This window comes from Cupriavidus sp., assembly GCF_057315035.1.
Genome location: NZ_DBHKYV010000002.1, coordinates 539,512 through 554,660 on the forward strand (window position 1 = coordinate 539,512; position 15,149 = coordinate 554,660).

The 15,149-nt window shown below is 59.7% G+C and carries 16 protein-coding genes; 6 read left to right on the plus strand and 10 right to left on the minus strand.

From position 1 onward, the window contains the following. Nucleotides 1–221: 221 nt before the first annotated feature. Together ACO550_RS06020 and ACO550_RS06025 are read left to right on the plus strand one after the other, a co-directional pair. Complete coding sequence (locus tag ACO550_RS06020; protein ID WP_315595320.1) at nucleotides 222–491, plus strand: MoaD/ThiS family protein; 270 nt, start codon at nucleotides 222–224, stop codon at nucleotides 489–491. Nucleotides 492–525: 34 nt separating this feature from the next. Then, entirely contained in the window at nucleotides 526–1,671 is a 1,146-nt protein-coding gene (locus tag ACO550_RS06025) for an exo-alpha-sialidase (protein ID WP_315595321.1), read from the plus strand. A 310-nt stretch (nucleotides 1,672–1,981) separates the two neighbouring features. On the opposite strand, the gene ACO550_RS06030 is transcribed toward ACO550_RS06025, so the two are convergent. Continuing rightward, complete coding sequence (locus ACO550_RS06030; RefSeq protein ID WP_485994379.1) at nucleotides 1,982–2,248, minus strand: hypothetical protein; 267 nt, start codon at nucleotides 2,246–2,248, stop codon at nucleotides 1,982–1,984. Between the two features lie 76 nt (nucleotides 2,249–2,324). Further along, nucleotides 2,325–2,591 (minus strand): hypothetical protein, encoded by a 267-nt coding sequence (locus ACO550_RS06035; RefSeq protein WP_485994381.1) that lies wholly within the window; start codon nucleotides 2,589–2,591, stop codon nucleotides 2,325–2,327. A 374-nt stretch (nucleotides 2,592–2,965) separates the two neighbouring features. Here ACO550_RS06035 and ACO550_RS06040 point away from each other — a divergent pair, with 374 nt between their 5' ends. The 3 genes from ACO550_RS06040 to ACO550_RS06050 all read left to right on the plus strand — a co-directional run bounded on the left by ACO550_RS06040 (nucleotide 2,966) and on the right by ACO550_RS06050 (nucleotide 6,833). Further along, complete coding sequence (locus ACO550_RS06040) at nucleotides 2,966–3,373, plus strand: PIN domain-containing protein (protein ID WP_315598613.1); 408 nt, start codon at nucleotides 2,966–2,968, stop codon at nucleotides 3,371–3,373. A 720-nt stretch (nucleotides 3,374–4,093) separates the two neighbouring features. Then, the gene (locus ACO550_RS06045; RefSeq protein ID WP_315598593.1) at nucleotides 4,094–5,497 is read left to right on the plus strand and encodes a lactonase family protein; all 1,404 of its coding nucleotides are present in this window, start codon (nucleotides 4,094–4,096) and stop codon (nucleotides 5,495–5,497) included. 775 nt (nucleotides 5,498–6,272) lie between these two features. Further along, nucleotides 6,273–6,833: a lipid-binding SYLF domain-containing protein gene (locus ACO550_RS06050; protein ID WP_315598594.1), complete on the plus strand. Its 561-nt coding sequence runs from the start codon at nucleotides 6,273–6,275 to the stop codon at nucleotides 6,831–6,833. A gap of 1,346 nt (nucleotides 6,834–8,179) precedes the next feature. On the opposite strand, the gene ACO550_RS06055 is transcribed toward ACO550_RS06050, so the two are convergent. The 8 genes from ACO550_RS06055 to ACO550_RS06090 all read right to left on the minus strand — a co-directional run bounded on the left by ACO550_RS06055 (nucleotide 8,180) and on the right by ACO550_RS06090 (nucleotide 14,354). Next, the gene (locus tag ACO550_RS06055; protein WP_315598596.1) at nucleotides 8,180–9,070 is read right to left on the minus strand and encodes a hypothetical protein; all 891 of its coding nucleotides are present in this window, start codon (nucleotides 9,068–9,070) and stop codon (nucleotides 8,180–8,182) included. A gap of 261 nt (nucleotides 9,071–9,331) precedes the next feature. Further along, on the minus strand, nucleotides 9,332–10,279 hold the full coding sequence (locus ACO550_RS06060; RefSeq protein ID WP_485994383.1) for a hypothetical protein: 948 nt from the start codon (nucleotides 10,277–10,279) through the stop codon (nucleotides 9,332–9,334). Nucleotides 10,280–10,695: 416 nt separating this feature from the next. After that, nucleotides 10,696–11,460 carry an arsenical resistance protein ArsH gene (gene arsH, locus ACO550_RS06065; protein WP_315598598.1) on the minus strand — a complete coding sequence of 255 codons (765 nt, stop codon included), beginning with the start codon at nucleotides 11,458–11,460 and terminating at the stop codon, nucleotides 10,696–10,698. Continuing rightward, nucleotides 11,457–11,879, minus strand: a complete 423-nt coding sequence (gene arsC, locus ACO550_RS06070) for an arsenate reductase (glutaredoxin) (RefSeq protein ID WP_315598599.1) — start codon at nucleotides 11,877–11,879, stop codon at nucleotides 11,457–11,459. The genes arsH and arsC overlap by 4 nt, the downstream gene beginning before the upstream one ends. 9 nt (nucleotides 11,880–11,888) lie before the next feature. Beyond that, on the minus strand, nucleotides 11,889–12,953 hold the full coding sequence (gene arsB / locus ACO550_RS06075; RefSeq protein ID WP_315598600.1) for an ACR3 family arsenite efflux transporter: 1,065 nt from the start codon (nucleotides 12,951–12,953) through the stop codon (nucleotides 11,889–11,891). Continuing rightward, a complete protein-coding gene (locus ACO550_RS06080; RefSeq protein WP_315598601.1) occupies nucleotides 12,950–13,462 on the minus strand; it encodes an arsenate reductase/protein-tyrosine-phosphatase family protein in 513 nt (170 codons plus the stop codon). The genes arsB and ACO550_RS06080 overlap by 4 nt, the downstream gene beginning before the upstream one ends. 70 nt (nucleotides 13,463–13,532) lie before the next feature. Continuing rightward, a complete protein-coding gene (locus ACO550_RS06085; protein ID WP_315598602.1) occupies nucleotides 13,533–14,021 on the minus strand; it encodes an ArsI/CadI family heavy metal resistance metalloenzyme in 489 nt (162 codons plus the stop codon). Nucleotides 14,022–14,024: 3 nt separating this feature from the next. After that, nucleotides 14,025–14,354: a metalloregulator ArsR/SmtB family transcription factor gene (locus ACO550_RS06090; protein WP_315598603.1), complete on the minus strand. Its 330-nt coding sequence runs from the start codon at nucleotides 14,352–14,354 to the stop codon at nucleotides 14,025–14,027. Nucleotides 14,355–14,506: 152 nt separating this feature from the next. Between ACO550_RS06090 and mobB the strand changes: the two genes are divergently transcribed. After that, the gene (mobB, locus tag ACO550_RS06095; RefSeq protein ID WP_315598604.1) at nucleotides 14,507–15,055 is read left to right on the plus strand and encodes a molybdopterin-guanine dinucleotide biosynthesis protein B; all 549 of its coding nucleotides are present in this window, start codon (nucleotides 14,507–14,509) and stop codon (nucleotides 15,053–15,055) included. Nucleotides 15,056–15,149: the final 94 nt, after the last annotated feature.

A 15,149-nucleotide genomic window follows, 5' to 3' on the forward strand; every position in this document is an offset into this window, starting at 1 on the left:
GGCCGACAGCGGCCTGCAATTCGGGGCGGCAATGGGGGTTGGATGGAAAGGGGGCGACGCGCGATGAGTCTCGGCTCCTGGATATCTTGATGTCTCGCCATCTGTCTTCTTCTACTATCGTGCCGCCGATCAGCTGATGCATCGTGATGTGTCGAAGCACATGCCTGATCGCCTACACTACAAAATCGACGGATATGGCCGTCCCCGCGCGGACACCCTTCATGGCGCACATCTTTTTCGCCGCTTCGATTCAGCGACATATTGCAACACCCGAGCGGGAGATCAACGCGCGTACGCTTGGCGAAGCGCTCGACGCCGTCTTCGCGGTGCAACCTCAACTGCGCGGCTACATCCTTGACGATCAGGGCTCGCTGCGAAGGCATCTTGCGGTATTTGTCGACGGCCAAAGAGTGCGTGACCGACAACATCTCTCGGATGCTCTAGGCGGACAAAGCAAGGTATACGTCATTCAGGCGCTATCGGGCGGATGAGGGAATTCCGGCCGTATACGAGGAGACAGTGAAAATGAGCGATCAATTGCTTGTTGCAACTCGCAAGGGATTGTTCGTTCTGCAGTCGGATGGCGAGGGCAGTTGGACTCTCAGCGAGCCGAGCTTTATAGGCGAGCCTGTAAGCATGGTGCTCCCTGATCCGCGCGATGGATCGCTGTATGTCGCGCTCAATCTTGGCCACTTCGGTGTAAAGATGCATCGCCGGCGCGCGGGCATGGAGGATTGGGAGGAGTGCGCGGCCCCCGTCTACCCACCGCAGCCAACCGACGAGACGTGTAGCGGTGATGGCGCTAACGCGACTGCGGGCAAGGCGGCCGCGCCCGGTACACCGTCGCCACCTTGGACGCTTCAGCAAATCTGGTCGCTAGAAACAGGCGGCTGGGATGAGCCAGGCGTCTTGTGGGCCGGCACGATTCCTGGCGGGCTCTTCCGTTCCGACGATGGTGGCGACACGTGGGTGTTGAACCGTACGCTGTGGGATCGTCCCGAGCGTCGCGAATGGTTTGGGGGCGGCTACGACGCGCCGGGCATCCATTCCGTGATGGTCGACCCGCGCGACAGCCGACACGTGACAATCGGCGTATCGTGCGGCGGCGTTTGGCAAACCACTGACGGAGGTTCAAGTTGGCGGGTGACTGCCGACGGCATGGAGGCCGACTATATGCCGCCGGATCGGCGTTGCGATCCCAACGTGCAAGACCCGCACCGCGTCGTACAATGCATGAGTAGCCCGGATGTGTTGTGGACGCAACATCATTGCGCAATCTTCCGCTCAACCGACGGCGCGGTGCACTGGCAGCGGATTGAAGCGCAACCATCAAGCTTTGGCTTCGCGGTTGCCGTGCATCCGCACGAGCCGGATACCGCGTGGTTCGTGCCCGCCGTGAAGGACGATTGCCGGATCCCCGTAGATGGCCAACTCGTCGTCACGCGTACCCGCGACGGCGGACGTACGTTCGAGCGTTCGTTGATTGGGTTGCCGCCCGCACCTGCGTATGACCTGGTGTATCGGCACGGCCTCGCCGTAGATAACTCCGGCGTGCGACTGGCGATGGGATCGACCACCGGCGCGCTATGGACCTCCGAAGACGGTGGTGAAAGCTGGCATTTAGTGTCAGCGCATTTGCCACCCATTTATTGTGTGCGTTTTGGACTATAGGGCGCAGACCAGGGTTCGGGAGCCATCAAGCGCCTGTGTTCCACCATGTCTGGCGAATAACGCCAATGCAGACGTAAGCGTAAGCCCGGTGGGGGGCTTAATAAGACGCGCCGCCCGCCGCTTGTGTGCTGCTTCTCACCAGGGAGAGACCTGACTTTCCGCCAGGATCCCACATCGTCGTTGGAAATCGCGCTACTTGGACGCGGTTTCAAGATGCACCTGTCCTCGATCTTCTCTCGGGTATCGTTCGGCGTATGAGTGTCGGCGTAGTTCATAGCCAGCGCGGTGCAACCGCGCGTGGCTGCGTAGTTCAAACCGCTGCCAGGTTGCCGCCCCATTGCGTCGGCTTGATGTTGAGCGCGACCTTGCCCAGGTCGACGCCAACGATCTTGTTGTCGTTGAACGCGGCAACATTCACTTGCTGAAGCTGCTGCACGCTCTGGTTGATATTGATGTTGACCAGCGGGCCGGCAGCGGCAATCTTGCCGAACCAGTCGGTGCCGCCACGGATGGCGCACAGCGATTTGCGGTCGAGGTCCTTGCTGTCGGCAAGGTCGCGGACGATGAGAGATGACATGGTGGACTCCTTGATGCGAATGCGTGGCCGGGGCGGGCAGATCGGTTTGGGACTCGCCCGCCCGGCAGCCTGAAGCTCAGGCGTTGTTCTGGGCGCGCTGGTTGGTCGTGACGTTGTTCGTCATGTGATCCTGGAACGCCGAGTTGTTCGCGAAGTAGTTGCCGACCTGTTGCATCTGCTGGTTCGACTGGTCGATCTTCACGTGCGAGTCGAACGACAGCTTGACCGGGGCGTAGACGCTGGTCCACGGGGCCACGATGGCCAGGCCGCCGCGTACGGCTTGCAGCGTCTTGGCGTCGAGGGTTTCGGTCGAGGACAGGTCCTTGATGGTCAGCGTGGTCATGATGTGCTCCTGGAAAGGAAGGTAAGGCTTGGTGGGTGATGAGCCGGGTTGGTGTCGCGCTCGGTGCTGATATCGCAGCAAGCGTGCCAGCGTGGGCCAGAGCCTCGGAAAAAGTCGCAAAGCCTTGCTGCATGCGGGTTTTCGGGCGATATGAGGGTCTGCGCCAATGCAGAGGAATGGGCTTGCGGAGGCCGGAGTGATGGGGTGCCACCAACAGAATCCTGCCGGGTGTCGGGGCGCTGGCAACGTTCGGGCAGCGTCGCGCGATCAGGGCGAGTTTCCGGATGAGGGTCCCAACTCGAAGTTATGGATGAGGGACCGGCCCGCTGAAGGCTTAAGCGGCCACGCGCGACTTCTTTGGCGCCTGCGCGCGAATCCAGTACCTTATCGATGCCAACGCGGTGATCGCGATGCTCAAGGGCGAGCCCAAAATGCTTGCCCGTCTGCGAGCGCATCTACCGGCCGATGTCGGGATGCCATCCATCGTCGCCCACGAGTTGTACTACGGGGCTTACAAGAGCCAGCCCGCGGCGGCCAACCTAGGGCGCATAGAGGCACTGCAGCTTGAGGTGGTCCCGTTTGATACCGGGGACGCCCAGCACGCAGGCGAAATTCGTGCACAACTTGTGGCGGCTGGTACCCAGGTCGGTCCCTATGACGTCTTGATTGCGGGACAGGCGATGGCGTCCATTACCGATGGCAACCGAGCTGATACTGACGGCTCCGTGATCGCGGGCGAAAACCAGATGGGTGCCGTGATTGACTTGCGGCACGTCTTCTGAGCGCGGATTCGATGGCGTGACGTCAAAACAACCAAGTACTCCGATGATCGTGGCCATTCATGGCGGACCTATACGGGAGACTATTTTCAAATCAAGTACACCGGTCAATTCTTAATCAGTCACTCGAAAGAGGTGGCTTGACAAGAGAATTGACATTGTATGCAGTGGGCAGAGCGGCCTCGCTAGGGCAGTTACAGAACGTGCCAGAATAACTCATTCCGTGTATAGGTTTGAGGGAATGCATGTGTCAGACTTACCTGTCAGTAACTACGTTACTCTGAACCGGTATCGTCGTGCTCGATCAAGGCGGCTGTTCTATCCTGTGCTCTCAAATGGCCGCCATGGTCTCCGCGTCGGCAGGTTTCTCGGAATTGCAGTTTGGCCGCCTGGCTCAGGCCATCGACCATCGTCGCGGCCATAGACTGATTCCAGTCGCTCAAGAATTTCACTCCCATGCCGTTAAGTAGAAACGACCTACTGTCATGTCATTTTTTGTCGCGGTAAAAGAGGTATTGTGTTGAATTGACAAGTGACTTGACGGTTGTCTTGAAATACCGTGCGACAACTCCTGTCGTCAATACGGAAGAGCGAAAATTGCATTGCGAAAAATGGTGAAATAATAGTTTTATATGGTCTACGGGAGGCATTTTAAGTTGCGGTGAGGTTTTCGAGGTGGGTAAATGAAAATGAATTATAAAACGTATTTAACGGAACAATAGAATGAGCGACGGAAAAAATCGATTCTGGACGGCAGCGCATCTGACAGTTGGTGGTTTTTTTATCGCCCTGGTCATAACTGCTTGTGGTGATGGCGGCGGCACAAGCGACTCAGCGTCAAGCGCCCCTGGCTCAAGCACCCCTCCCAGTGCGGGCGGCACTTATCAGGTTGGCGGAACGGTATCCGGCCTGGTCAGCGGTACTCAACTTCAATTGACCAATGGCGCAGACACGCTAACTGTCACAGCAGACGGAAGTTTTGCATTTCCTGCGAAGCTCGTATCTGGCAGTGCCTACAGTGTAGTTGTCGGGGCACAACCGAAGGGGCAGAACTGTACGATTACCGGTGATGCAGGCACTGTGTCGGCAGGCGATGTTGCGACAGTTAGCGTTTCGTGCCAACGCTACGCTTATGCCTATGTGGTGAACCGGAACAGCAACGAAGTTTCGCAATACACGATCGGACCGAATGGTGCTCTCGCGTCGATGGCTACGGCGAGCGTTAGCACGGGATCTTTCGGGTCGCAGGCAGTCATGGTTGATCCGACGGGAAAGTATGCCTATGTGGCGAACAGCACGGGTAATAGTGTTTCGCAGTACACGATCGGGGTGAATGGTTCGCTCACGCCGATGGCCACGGCGCTTGTAGGCGCAGGACTTTGGCCCGCGGCGGGGGCGGTGGATCCAACCGGCAAGTATGTCTATGTGGTGAACTCGAGCGGCAATAACGTTTCGCAGTACACAATCGGGGTAAATGGCTCGCTCACGCCGATGGCTGTGCCGACAGTCGTTACGGGATCGTCTCCCTTTTCGATGACGATCGATCAGACGGGTAAGTATGCCTATGTGACCAACAACGGTGGTGGCACTGTTTCGCAGTACACCATTGGAGCCGATGGCTCGCTCACGCCGATGATTACACCGGTCGTCGCCACGGGCGTTAATCCAGAGTCAGTGAAGGTCGATCCGACCGGCAAGTATGCCTATGTAGCAAACAACGGCAGCGGAAGTGTTTCGCAGTACACGATCGGGTCCGACGGCTCCCTCACGCCGATGACTACACCCACCGTCGCTTCTGGATCTGCGCCAATTTCGGTGTTGATCGACTCGACTGGCAAGTATGTCTACGTGGCCAACAGCACCGGTGACAACGTTTCGCAGTACACCGTCGGGTCGGATGGTTCGCTCACGGCAATGGCTACACCAACCGTTGCCGCTGGTAGTTCGCCCATTTCGGTGTCGATCGATCCGACCGGTCGTTATGTCTATGTGGTGAACAGCGGCAGCAACAGCGTTTCGCAGTATTCGATCGGAGTGGGTGGATCGCTCATACCGATGGCCACTGCGACAGTCGCTGCCAAATTGGCGCCGTGGTCATCGGCGACGACTTTTGCCGCCACGCATTGAATGTGCGCGCTATTGATACTAGCCAGGTATCTTTGAACTGTCCCCCAAGAGTTGAACACTAGTTCAACCTTTGGGGTCCTGCTCATTGGGAGCCGCCACGAACCTGGGAAGCTCGGACTTTATCTCTCAGGAGCTCGCTTGTTCAGCGGGGTGCGACCTTAGCGCATGATCGTTGCGAAGTCATCAGGTCATATCTTGGCAGGCGCCAGGCAATACCGACACATCAGCGTCGTTCGACGCATCCGCGAAGTCGAGGCGGTACAAGAACATCGTCTCGACTATTGGCGTGCGTGTCCGGTTCCGTCAACGCACTTCCGTGCATTCCATTCTTGGAACACACGAAAGCGGAGATCTTGGTTCTTCATTTTTTTGCGGTCGACCGTACAGAATGCGGACATCAAGACCGTCTCCCAGTCACTCAGCCAGCGCCAAGCGTGACTGCGACGCAGCCCATATGACGGCAGCCTTTTGAAACCTGGCTAGCGCTTGGATGCAGCACTCCCTCGGATAACTCGCGGCGTCGCTCGTCATGCTGACTGGCCGGGCCGCTTTCTCCCTTCATGCCGTAGGACCAAGGTCCAATTGACGCAATGTCCGCGCGTGACACCATTTATTCATGGCAATGTCTGCGATGTGCCTAGCGGCGTATGCAGCCGTGGCTCTCTCGGACTTGCCCGTAGGGGCCGGCTTCCGACTAGTGCTATGCCCTTGCGCACGCAGGAACTGCACCTCGTTCGGTACATTCGCATTGATCATCGTCTATAAGGTGCCAATCATGACTCGTCGCCTGGTCATCGTTGCATTGGCTTCGTCACTTGTCTTGCCGGCGCTAGCATTCGCCGCAAGCAAGGAAGACAAACAAGCCGAGGTGCGCAAAGCCGGAAAAAAAGCACTGAGCGCTCTCTATCAAGCCCAACCGTCGGCACGCAAGGCTGTGGAATCGGCGGCAGGCTATGCCGCGTTCAGCAACTTTGGCATGAAGATCCTCCTTGCTGGCAGCGGGACCGGCGAAGGCATCGCCGTCAACAACAAGACGAAGGCTACAACCTACATGAAAATGGCCGAGCTTCAGGCTGGCCTCGGAATGGGTGTCAAGAAATTCCAGCAGGTTTGGGTGTTTGAGAACGAGAGCGCCCTAAATAAATTCATCACTTCCGGGTGGCAGTTCGGCGGGCAAGCGACCGCCGCGGCGAAGGCCGGCGACACTGGTGGCGCATATCAGGGTGCCATAGCCGTGGCGCCCGGCGTCTGGCTTTATCAGCTCACCGACAAAGGTCTCGCAGTTGAATTCACAGCTAAGGGGACCAAGTACTATGTGGACAACGACCTGAACTGAATGCGAGAAGGCAGCGCGGACGCATCGAGGCCATTCTCGGCTGGGCCGCCCTGACCAGCGTTTCAGGCAGGCGCGAAGGAGCGTCAAAATGGTCGAATCAAGAAACGGACTTTGGAGGCACACGAGCGCAATGCTGGCCTCGGTTGGACTACTGGCGCTATCCGTCGCTGCCTTGGCCACAACCCAGTCACAACAGCGCCAACAGGGCAGGAACGCAAATCAAGCTGCCAAACAGGAGGCGCGAGCGGAAAAGGTCGACTGCCGAGCTGCAAACCAGAAGAGCAACGCCCTGTGCCGGCAAGACAAGCGCGATACAAAGCAGCAAGGTCGCCAGCAAAAGCGGGACATCAAGTACTAGCGCTGGTCGCTTGAGAATCCAGCAAGAGCGTAATCGACGGGCCATGCGGAAGCACACCGCCCGGTGCGTCGTGCACCCCGGCGGCGGCGCGCCTGATCGCCAGCGCTCGACCTCCGCCAATAGGTTGTATGGGCGTTCTGCCCTTGAAAGAAGCCCTGAAGCTGCTCGAGAGGGAGAGTCAGTTAAGGGGACGGGAACGGCCGAAACCAGGCAATGCTGGTGGAGCGAAGGGCCACAGTTCAGGACAAACGCAAGACGTAGGGGGGAGGAGATTGGGCAACCTATCAATGCCGAGTAGTGCTCTGAAGCTGCAGATGGCCAAGCCGTTCCTGTTCAGTTCCATTCATCTTCAGTGACGAACTCGACCAGGACGATTCCCTCGTCCCGCATTTCGTATAGCTTCCGGTAGCACCAAGGGCAGGGCGCCCAATCGCGCAGAGTCGTCCCACCCAAGTCGTATGGAATCTCGCGGACTCTCGCTGGCGCGCCACACTCGCACACAACAATTCTGGTGAGTTCCATAGGGGCTCCATGTCGTAGCACGATTTCAACATTGCGCGGGTTTGAACGCCATGGATAAGGGCATTGCGACAAAGCTCGTCCGCGGCAGTCCTTGCTATCTAGCGTGGCATCGTAGCCAGTAAAAAGGGCTGCGTGTGCAGTCAATGGAAGCTACGAGTTTGCCATTGCCGAAACTCAGTGGTCGTTCATTGAGGTGGCACGCGTCCGGAGTGTCCGGGCGTTCCACCCCAAACGTCGCGTACTCCGGCCGTCTGCCGCGGTTTTGGGTGCTGCGTAGATGGCGGCTAGTTTCCCGTCGGCATAGGGGGCGTGGGCGATGAATGGCGCAATGCGGGTCGCCGGACTTCGGATCAGCAACGATAGGCAGCAACGTACGAGACCGACGCTCCGGAGATCGTAGTTTTTGCGCCTGCATAAGCAATGGACTTCGGTCCAACCTGGCCTTCCCGGCGAATCCGTGGGTGCATCATTTCGCGTCAGATCCCGCCGGCCTGCTTCGCACCTCCGCGATCCGGGCAAGATAGGCGCGTAGGAGGCAGTTCTTGTCGGTGCACACATTGCGTTGCTCGCGCAGCCATACTCGCTGCGCGTTCCGTATGGTTACCTTGTTCCCGGATCTCATGGCTAGGGCGAGAGCCGCCGCCAGTTCGTCGTCGGCGCGCGATAGTTCGGTGTCGCCGCAAACGAGTCGGGAGGCAGTCGAAACGAGCTTGCTGCAATCGAGGCTACGCGCTACCGCCCTCATGGCCTCGGGTTTCCGTTCGAGGTGACCTGGGTTGCAGAGTCCTTCCAAGAATCGGCATGCCGTGCTCCGTCCCACCCATGCCATGTCGCGTGCGCCAAAATCCGAGGTAAAGCGGTTGATTGCTGCATGGCTAATTCCGCGCTGCATGGCGTTCGCCGCGATGATCTCGTTGCAAAGCGAGTCATCGAGGTAAGCCGTTCCTTTGCGTCGATAGCAGCTGTGGAAGCCAAGGCGACCGGACCCAAGAATGCTGCGTCGGACCCCTGAAGCGAAGAGGATGGACGCGCAAGCCGACGCACAGCTGGCATTGTTGGGGACGACGGTATAGACCCGCACGTCGTCCATGACATCGACGAAGCGGAAGGCAGCTTCGACGTTCCCGCCCGGGCTGGTAAGAAGTAGCATGACAAGCCCTTCGCCATCGCGGTCGGCGAGTCTGGCGACGGCACGGAAGCGCTCGGCATCGCCCGGCTCGATGCGGCCCTCGGCAATCACCATCCGCACGTTAAGTTCGGGTTGATGGTGGATGCGCAGCTCCATAGCGGGCAAATCCTGCGCCAACGCCCAGGCACAAAGCGGCAACCAGGATATCAGTGATTTGAGCGTGCGCAAGCGGTTCTCCATAGCGGATGGCTTGGCCGGGCGCTATGGCGATGCGGCACTGGGCGAGCTAGCCGGGTAGTGATAGAGGTGCGTGTTGCTCGCCTGCTCGCCTATTCGGGTGCCCAAGGGACGGAATAGGGCGTGACGGCGGAAGTTCTCACTGTCCGACTTTGCCGCTTCCGTCGCAACCGCGACTGCGTCCTGATATGTCATGGGCTCCTTGTCCTTTTCGATCTGGAGCCGCTTTGTGCGATCGTCGATGCGTACGCTCTAGCGGCCGAGGTTATAGAACAAATACATGGCAAAGAGGTTGTCGAAATCGCGGTACTCGCCTTGTTCTCTCCGAAAATCGAGCGACAGCACTGACGGGAAGCGATTGGGCAGATTTTTGAAGGCGACTTTCGGCTCTTCTCGGGGTTCAACGTACAAGGAGCCTTCGTATTTCTTGTAGAGCACCACGTCCATGCCATATTGCCGCTGGTTCCATTGTTCCATCAGTTTCAGGGCCATTTCGGTGGGAATATTTGCCGTCGCAGCCGCAACGACACGCCGTCCACGCAACAACTGCGGATTGTTGACGTCGAGGTTCTCATAGTTGGCGCCGAATTTGAAAGCGGCGCCGATAACCTTGGCACAGTTTAGCCGTAGATAATCGTATTTGACCTCGCCGTGGTGATATTCTGTCGTGGTGGCTCGCCGATGATAGTCGTCGTTGATTCCGGAGAAATAGGAAATCAACGATTGCTTTTCGGCGGCTGGCACGCCGAAGACCCGTACGCCAATGACCGAGCGCTTATAGATTTCGCCGTAGTCTAGGCCGAAGACGGCGAGGGTATCCAGCGATGAGGTCGTCTTGAACAGGTATTCCGTTTTAGGAAGGCCAACGACCAGTTGCTGGGTGTAGAAGGCCCGCGCATGCTCGGGTGACCTGTCGGCGTAGAAGTTCGCCGAGTACACCATATCGTGGTGCGCGCCATCATCGCGTACCGCCAGCGCGATATGTCCGGCCGATCCACCCTTGGACGTACCGAAGCTGATCAGGAGTTCTAAATCATAAGGATCCCGGCGTAGGACTTCGACAATCTCCTCGATGTTGTCTGGCTCCGGGCCGTTCTTGCTGCCGAACTCCGCCGCCAGACCGTTTGCGAAAGGGAACGCGAGCAGGAAGAGCGAGAGCTTAAACAAACCCTTTATCAGCTGCGCAAACGCTTGATGCATCAAGAGCCCCTTGTGGTTTCCTGGCGATTCCACTTCTGCTACAGCATAGCCGGGGAGGTCAACTGATTCAAAACCACTGCCACGGACTGGCAATGCGGGATGGGCCCAAAGGCCTAACTAAGTCATAGACCGGAAAACAACCTACGTTGCCGACTCAGCATTTGGCCATCACTCTGACGCCTGAACTGGCGGACAAGGTGCAAGTGTTCAATGCGCCACTGATGGTGAGGTCATCCGTGACGGGCTTCTCTTATCGACGATCGCAATCGCTTGGTCGGAGTTCCGTATAGTCGGGGAAGGACCAGGGTCGCGAGATTGACTTGGCGAGAATGCTCGCGAGATCCCCCGAATCGGCACCTAGCGGGAAGCCCCCCAACGCTTGGCAGCAATCGAACCCAGGGCCGTCCCGTTCCTGGCTATTCCACTTCGTTGCTGTCGGTGTCGCCGGTCTGGGCCTCGTTCTCGTGACTCATGGCCGCCGCTGCAAGCGTCGTCGCGTTGGCGGGCGCGGCTTCCTTCCGCTCGCTGTAGCGATCGGTCAGGTAGTCGCTACGATCACGTACCAGCAGCGTGAACTTGTAGAGTTCCTCCATGACGTCGACCACCCGGTCGTAATAGGACGACGGCTTCATGCGGCCGTTGGCGTCGAACTCCTGGTACGCCTTGGCGACTGATGACTGGTTCGGGATCGTCACCATGCGCATCCAGCGCCCCAGCACGCGCAGCGCATTGACGGCGTTGAACGACTGAGAGCCGCCACACACCTGCATGACGGCCAGCGTGCGGCCCTGGGTCGGGCGAATCCCGCCGATCTCGAGCGGCAGCCAGTCGATCTGGTTCTTGAACACGGCCGTCAGCGTGCCGTGGCGCTCGGGGCTGCACCACACCTGGCCTTCGGACCATTCGGACAACTTGCGCAGCTCGACCACCTTGGGGTGATCGGCCGGCACGCTGTCGGCCATCGGCAGGCCGTGCGGGTCAAAGACGCGGGTCTCCGCGCCGAAGTGTCGGAGAATCCGTTCGGCTTCCTGCACCAGCAGCCGGCTGTACGAGGTCTCGCGCAGCGAACCGTAGAGCAGCAGGATGCGCGGCGGGTGGGTGCTGACGCGGGCCGGATCCAGCTTGCGCAGATCCGGCGTATCGAGCACCGCCGGGACGATGTTAGGCAGATCCCCGGTCATTGGATTCTCCGGCCCTGGGCGTCGATCACGGCCTCGCCGTCTTCCTTGGTGAAAGCGCCTTGCTGCGGCGCCGGCAGGATATCCAGCACGACTTCGGACGGCCGGCACAGCCGAACGCCAAGTTCGGTGACGACAAACGGCCGGTTGATCAGGATCGGGTGGGCCAGCATCGCATCAAGCAGCTGGCCGTCGGTCAGTGCGGGATCGCCCAGGCCAAGCTCGGCGTAGGGCGTACCCTTCTCCCGGATCGCTTCGCGAACCGTGAGGCCTGCATCGCGGATCATTGCCTGCAAGGTCTGCCGGTCGGGCGGCGAGGTCAGGTACTCGATGACGGTTGGCTCGATGCCCGCATTGCGGATCATGGCCAGCGTGTTACGTGACGTGCCACAGGCGGGGTTGTGATAGATGGTGACGGTCATGGGAATGCCTCAGTGCGATTCGTACCAGTGCTGTGAGCGGTTGACGACGCCGACGACGAACAGCATCACGGGGACTTCGATCAGCACGCCGACGACGGTGGCGAGCGCCGCGCCGGATTGGAAGCCGAACAGGCTGATGGCAGTGGCCACCGCCAGCTCGAAGAAGTTACTTGCGCCGATCAGCGCCGATGGGCCGGCTACGCAGTGGGCCACGCCGAGCTTGCGGTTAAGCAAGTAGGCCAGGCCGGAGTTCAGCAAGACCTGGATCAGGATCGGCACGGCCAGCAGCAGGATGATCAGTGGCTGCTCGACGACGGCGTTGCCCTGGAAGCCGAACAGCAGCGCCAGCGTCGCAAGCAGGGCGGTGATCGAGTAGGGGCCCAGCGCGCCGACGACGCGCTTGTATGTGACTTCGCCTTGCGCCAGCAATGCCTTGCGGATGACCTGCGCGATCAGCACCGGCACCACAATGTAGAGCACGACCGAGGTGATGAGCGTGTCCCACGGCACGGTGATCGACGACAGGCCCAGCAGCAGCGCGACGACGGGGGCGAAGGCCACCACCATGATCGCGTCGTTGAGCGCTACCTGCGACAGCGTGAAATACGGATCGCCCTTGCAGAGCTGCGACCACACGAACACCATCGCCGTGCAGGGCGCCGCCGCCAGCAGGATCAGGCCCGCGATGTAGCTATCGAGTTGATCGGCCGGCAGCCAACCTGCGAACAAATGGCGCACGAAAATCCAGCCCAGCAGCGCCATCGAGAACGGCTTGACGAGCCAGTTCACGAAGAGCGTCACGCCGATTCCGCGCCAGTGGCCGGCCACCTGGCCCATCGCGCCAAAGTCGATCTTGATCAGCATCGGAATGATCATGATCCAGATCAGCACGCCCACTGGCAGGTTCACCTGGGCAACTTCCATGGCGCCGATGGCCTGGAATACCGATGGCAGCCATTGGCCGAGCAGGATGCCGGCGACGATGCAGAGTGCGACCCAGACGGTCAGGTAGCGTTCGAAGAAGCCGATTGCGCTGGGTTGCGCGGCGCCGGCGGATGGCTGCGCCATACTCATTGCCCGGCCTCCACCGACTGCTCGCCAATGGCCCGCATCTCCTTCTGGATGGCGTTACGGTCCAGGATGTGCAACGGCAGGTTCACGAATTGGCTGACGCGATTGAGGATCTGACGGAAGACCAGGTCGAACACCTTGCGCTTCTCGTGGTCGGATCCCTGGATGGCGGCGGGGTCCATGAAGCCCCAGTGTGCCGTGATGGGCGTGCCCGGCCAGATCGGGCAGACCTCGCCCGCGGCCTGGTCGCAGACGGTGATCACGAAGTCCATGCGCGGTGCGCCGGGCAGGGCGAACTTGTCCCAGCTCTTGCTGCGCAGGCCGGACGTGTCGTAGCCGATCGACTGGCAGCGTTCGATGGCATAGGGGTTCACCGTGCCAGACGGATGGCTGCCAGCGCTGTAGGCGTGAAAGCGTCCCTTGCCGAGCACGTTGAACAGCGCTTCGGCCATGACGCTGCGGGCGGAGTTGCCGGTGCACAGCACCAGCACGTTGAAGGTCTTGTCGGACATGGTGGTCGTTGGGGCGAGTGAGGGCCTCCTCGCGCGAGGTACCGATACCGGGAGGCTTGTTAGGGGAAACTCAGCAGCAGCCGGATTCCGGCGTGCAGCAGGCAGTCCTGGTGGTTGGCTGGGGCGTGGCGTTCAATTGGACCGGCACGCAGCACGCAGCGGCTTCGGCGCTCCGGTCGCGCGATTCGCCATAGGTCGGCGCGCTACCCAGCGTCTGGAACGATTCCCAGGCGATCCCCGTTGGGTCCACCGACCAGTGCTTGTTCGAGGTCGCGTAGCAGCAGTTCGTCTCGGACTGGGACTGCATGGGCAAGTCGGCGCTGTTCAATCGCACCTGCATCTGCGCAAGCTCCGCATCGGTCTCTACCTGGATGCCCAGATGGTCCACGCCCAGCTTCTCGGTGCGATTGGAGATCGCGAAGTTCACGCGTGGATCGTCCAGCGCCCACTTGGCATAGTCGTCCCGAATGACGGTTGGCTGCGCATCGAACAGGGCGGAGTAGTAGCGGATGCTGGCCGACAGGTCGGCCACGCTGACGTGGACGTGGAAGCGCTTCATGGTTCAGGACTCCGTGGAGACGGAACAGGAGGACACCGGCGAGCACGGATTGCCGCCGCAGCAGTTTTCCGTGAGATAGCCAAGCAGGTCATTCATGGTCTCGAAGCGAGCCATGTAGATGATCGACCGGCCCTCTTGCCGACTTGTCAGCAACCCGGCACGATGCAGTTCCTTGAGGTGGAACGATAGCGACGACGCTGGCATCTCCATCAGTTCGGCAATTCGGCCAGCAGGCAGGCCTTCGGGGCCGGCCTGCACGAGCAGGCGAAAGACGGCCAGGCGAATGGCGTGGGCAAGCGCGGCAAGCGCTTCGAGGGCGTTATCAGTTTCCATAATTCGAATATATTCGAATTATGGAATGGGTGCAAGGTACGGATGAAGCGAGGCGCTGAACTGGTCCACATCGTTCATATTTACGCCCTTGCACCTCACCGTTATAGTCTTCAGTGCATAACGCTTCCTGCGTTGTCACTGTGAGTGCGAATATGCGAGTTATTGGACTGTCGGGAGCGAGCGGCGCCGGCAAAACCACCCTGATCTCCAAGGTCGTCCCGGCGCTGAAGGCCCGCGGCCTGGAAGTGTCGACGTTAAAGCATGCTCACGACGAGTTCGATGTTGACAGATCCGGCAAGGATTCATTCGTACACCGTCAGGCGGGCGCGACCGAGGTCATCGTTGCATCCTTTGTACGTGGGGCGCTGATGCACGAGTTGACGGAGCAAGAAACGCCATCGCTGAGCAGCCTGCTTCAGCGGCTCAGCAGCGTTGACCTGGTCATCGTCGAAGGCTTCCAGGCAGGGAGCTACGCCAAGGTTGAGGTCTTCCGGCAGGCCAACAACAAATCCTGGGTGCACACGCATGATCCCGATATTGCCGCCGTAATCAGTGACACTGCTGGCGAGGTTCCGCTGCCACATGCGTTTCTCGATGATGTCTCCAGTGCTGCGGACCTGCTTTTCAATACCGCGCTGCCAATCGAAGAAACGTTACCACGCCTGGCCGTGGCGAGAGTCCTGTCAGCGGCCCAGGGCTGACTCGACGCGCTGCGCAATGGCGCTAGGGCGTATGCCCAATCCGCGCACTTCGGCTGGTACACGCGGATCGACTTCGATGATCTTCTGCTTCTCG

Bases quoted from the DNA above. Each gene is read 5' to 3' on its own strand.
- ACO550_RS06020 (WP_315595320.1), top strand. From the start codon at position 222: ATGGCGCACATCTTTTTCGCCGCTTCGATTCAGCGACATATTGCAACA.
- ACO550_RS06025 (WP_315595321.1), top strand. From the start codon at position 526: ATGAGCGATCAATTGCTTGTTGCAACTCGCAAGGGATTGTTCGTTCTG.
- ACO550_RS06030 (WP_485994379.1), bottom strand. From the start codon at position 2,248: ATGTCATCTCTCATCGTCCGCGACCTTGCCGACAGCAAGGACCTCGAC.
- ACO550_RS06035 (WP_485994381.1), bottom strand. From the start codon at position 2,591: ATGACCACGCTGACCATCAAGGACCTGTCCTCGACCGAAACCCTCGAC.
- ACO550_RS06045 (WP_315598593.1), top strand. From the start codon at position 4,094: ATGAGCGACGGAAAAAATCGATTCTGGACGGCAGCGCATCTGACAGTT.
- ACO550_RS06050 (WP_315598594.1), top strand. From the start codon at position 6,273: ATGACTCGTCGCCTGGTCATCGTTGCATTGGCTTCGTCACTTGTCTTG.
- ACO550_RS06060 (WP_485994383.1), bottom strand. From the start codon at position 10,279: ATGCATCAAGCGTTTGCGCAGCTGATAAAGGGTTTGTTTAAGCTCTCG.
- arsH (WP_315598598.1), bottom strand. From the start codon at position 11,460: ATGACCGGGGATCTGCCTAACATCGTCCCGGCGGTGCTCGATACGCCG.
- arsC (WP_315598599.1), bottom strand. From the start codon at position 11,879: ATGACCGTCACCATCTATCACAACCCCGCCTGTGGCACGTCACGTAAC.
- arsB (WP_315598600.1), bottom strand. From the start codon at position 12,953: ATGAGTATGGCGCAGCCATCCGCCGGCGCCGCGCAACCCAGCGCAATC.
- ACO550_RS06080 (WP_315598601.1), bottom strand. From the start codon at position 13,462: ATGTCCGACAAGACCTTCAACGTGCTGGTGCTGTGCACCGGCAACTCC.
- ACO550_RS06085 (WP_315598602.1), bottom strand. From the start codon at position 14,021: ATGAAGCGCTTCCACGTCCACGTCAGCGTGGCCGACCTGTCGGCCAGC.
- ACO550_RS06090 (WP_315598603.1), bottom strand. From the start codon at position 14,354: ATGGAAACTGATAACGCCCTCGAAGCGCTTGCCGCGCTTGCCCACGCC.
- mobB (WP_315598604.1), top strand. From the start codon at position 14,507: ATGCGAGTTATTGGACTGTCGGGAGCGAGCGGCGCCGGCAAAACCACC.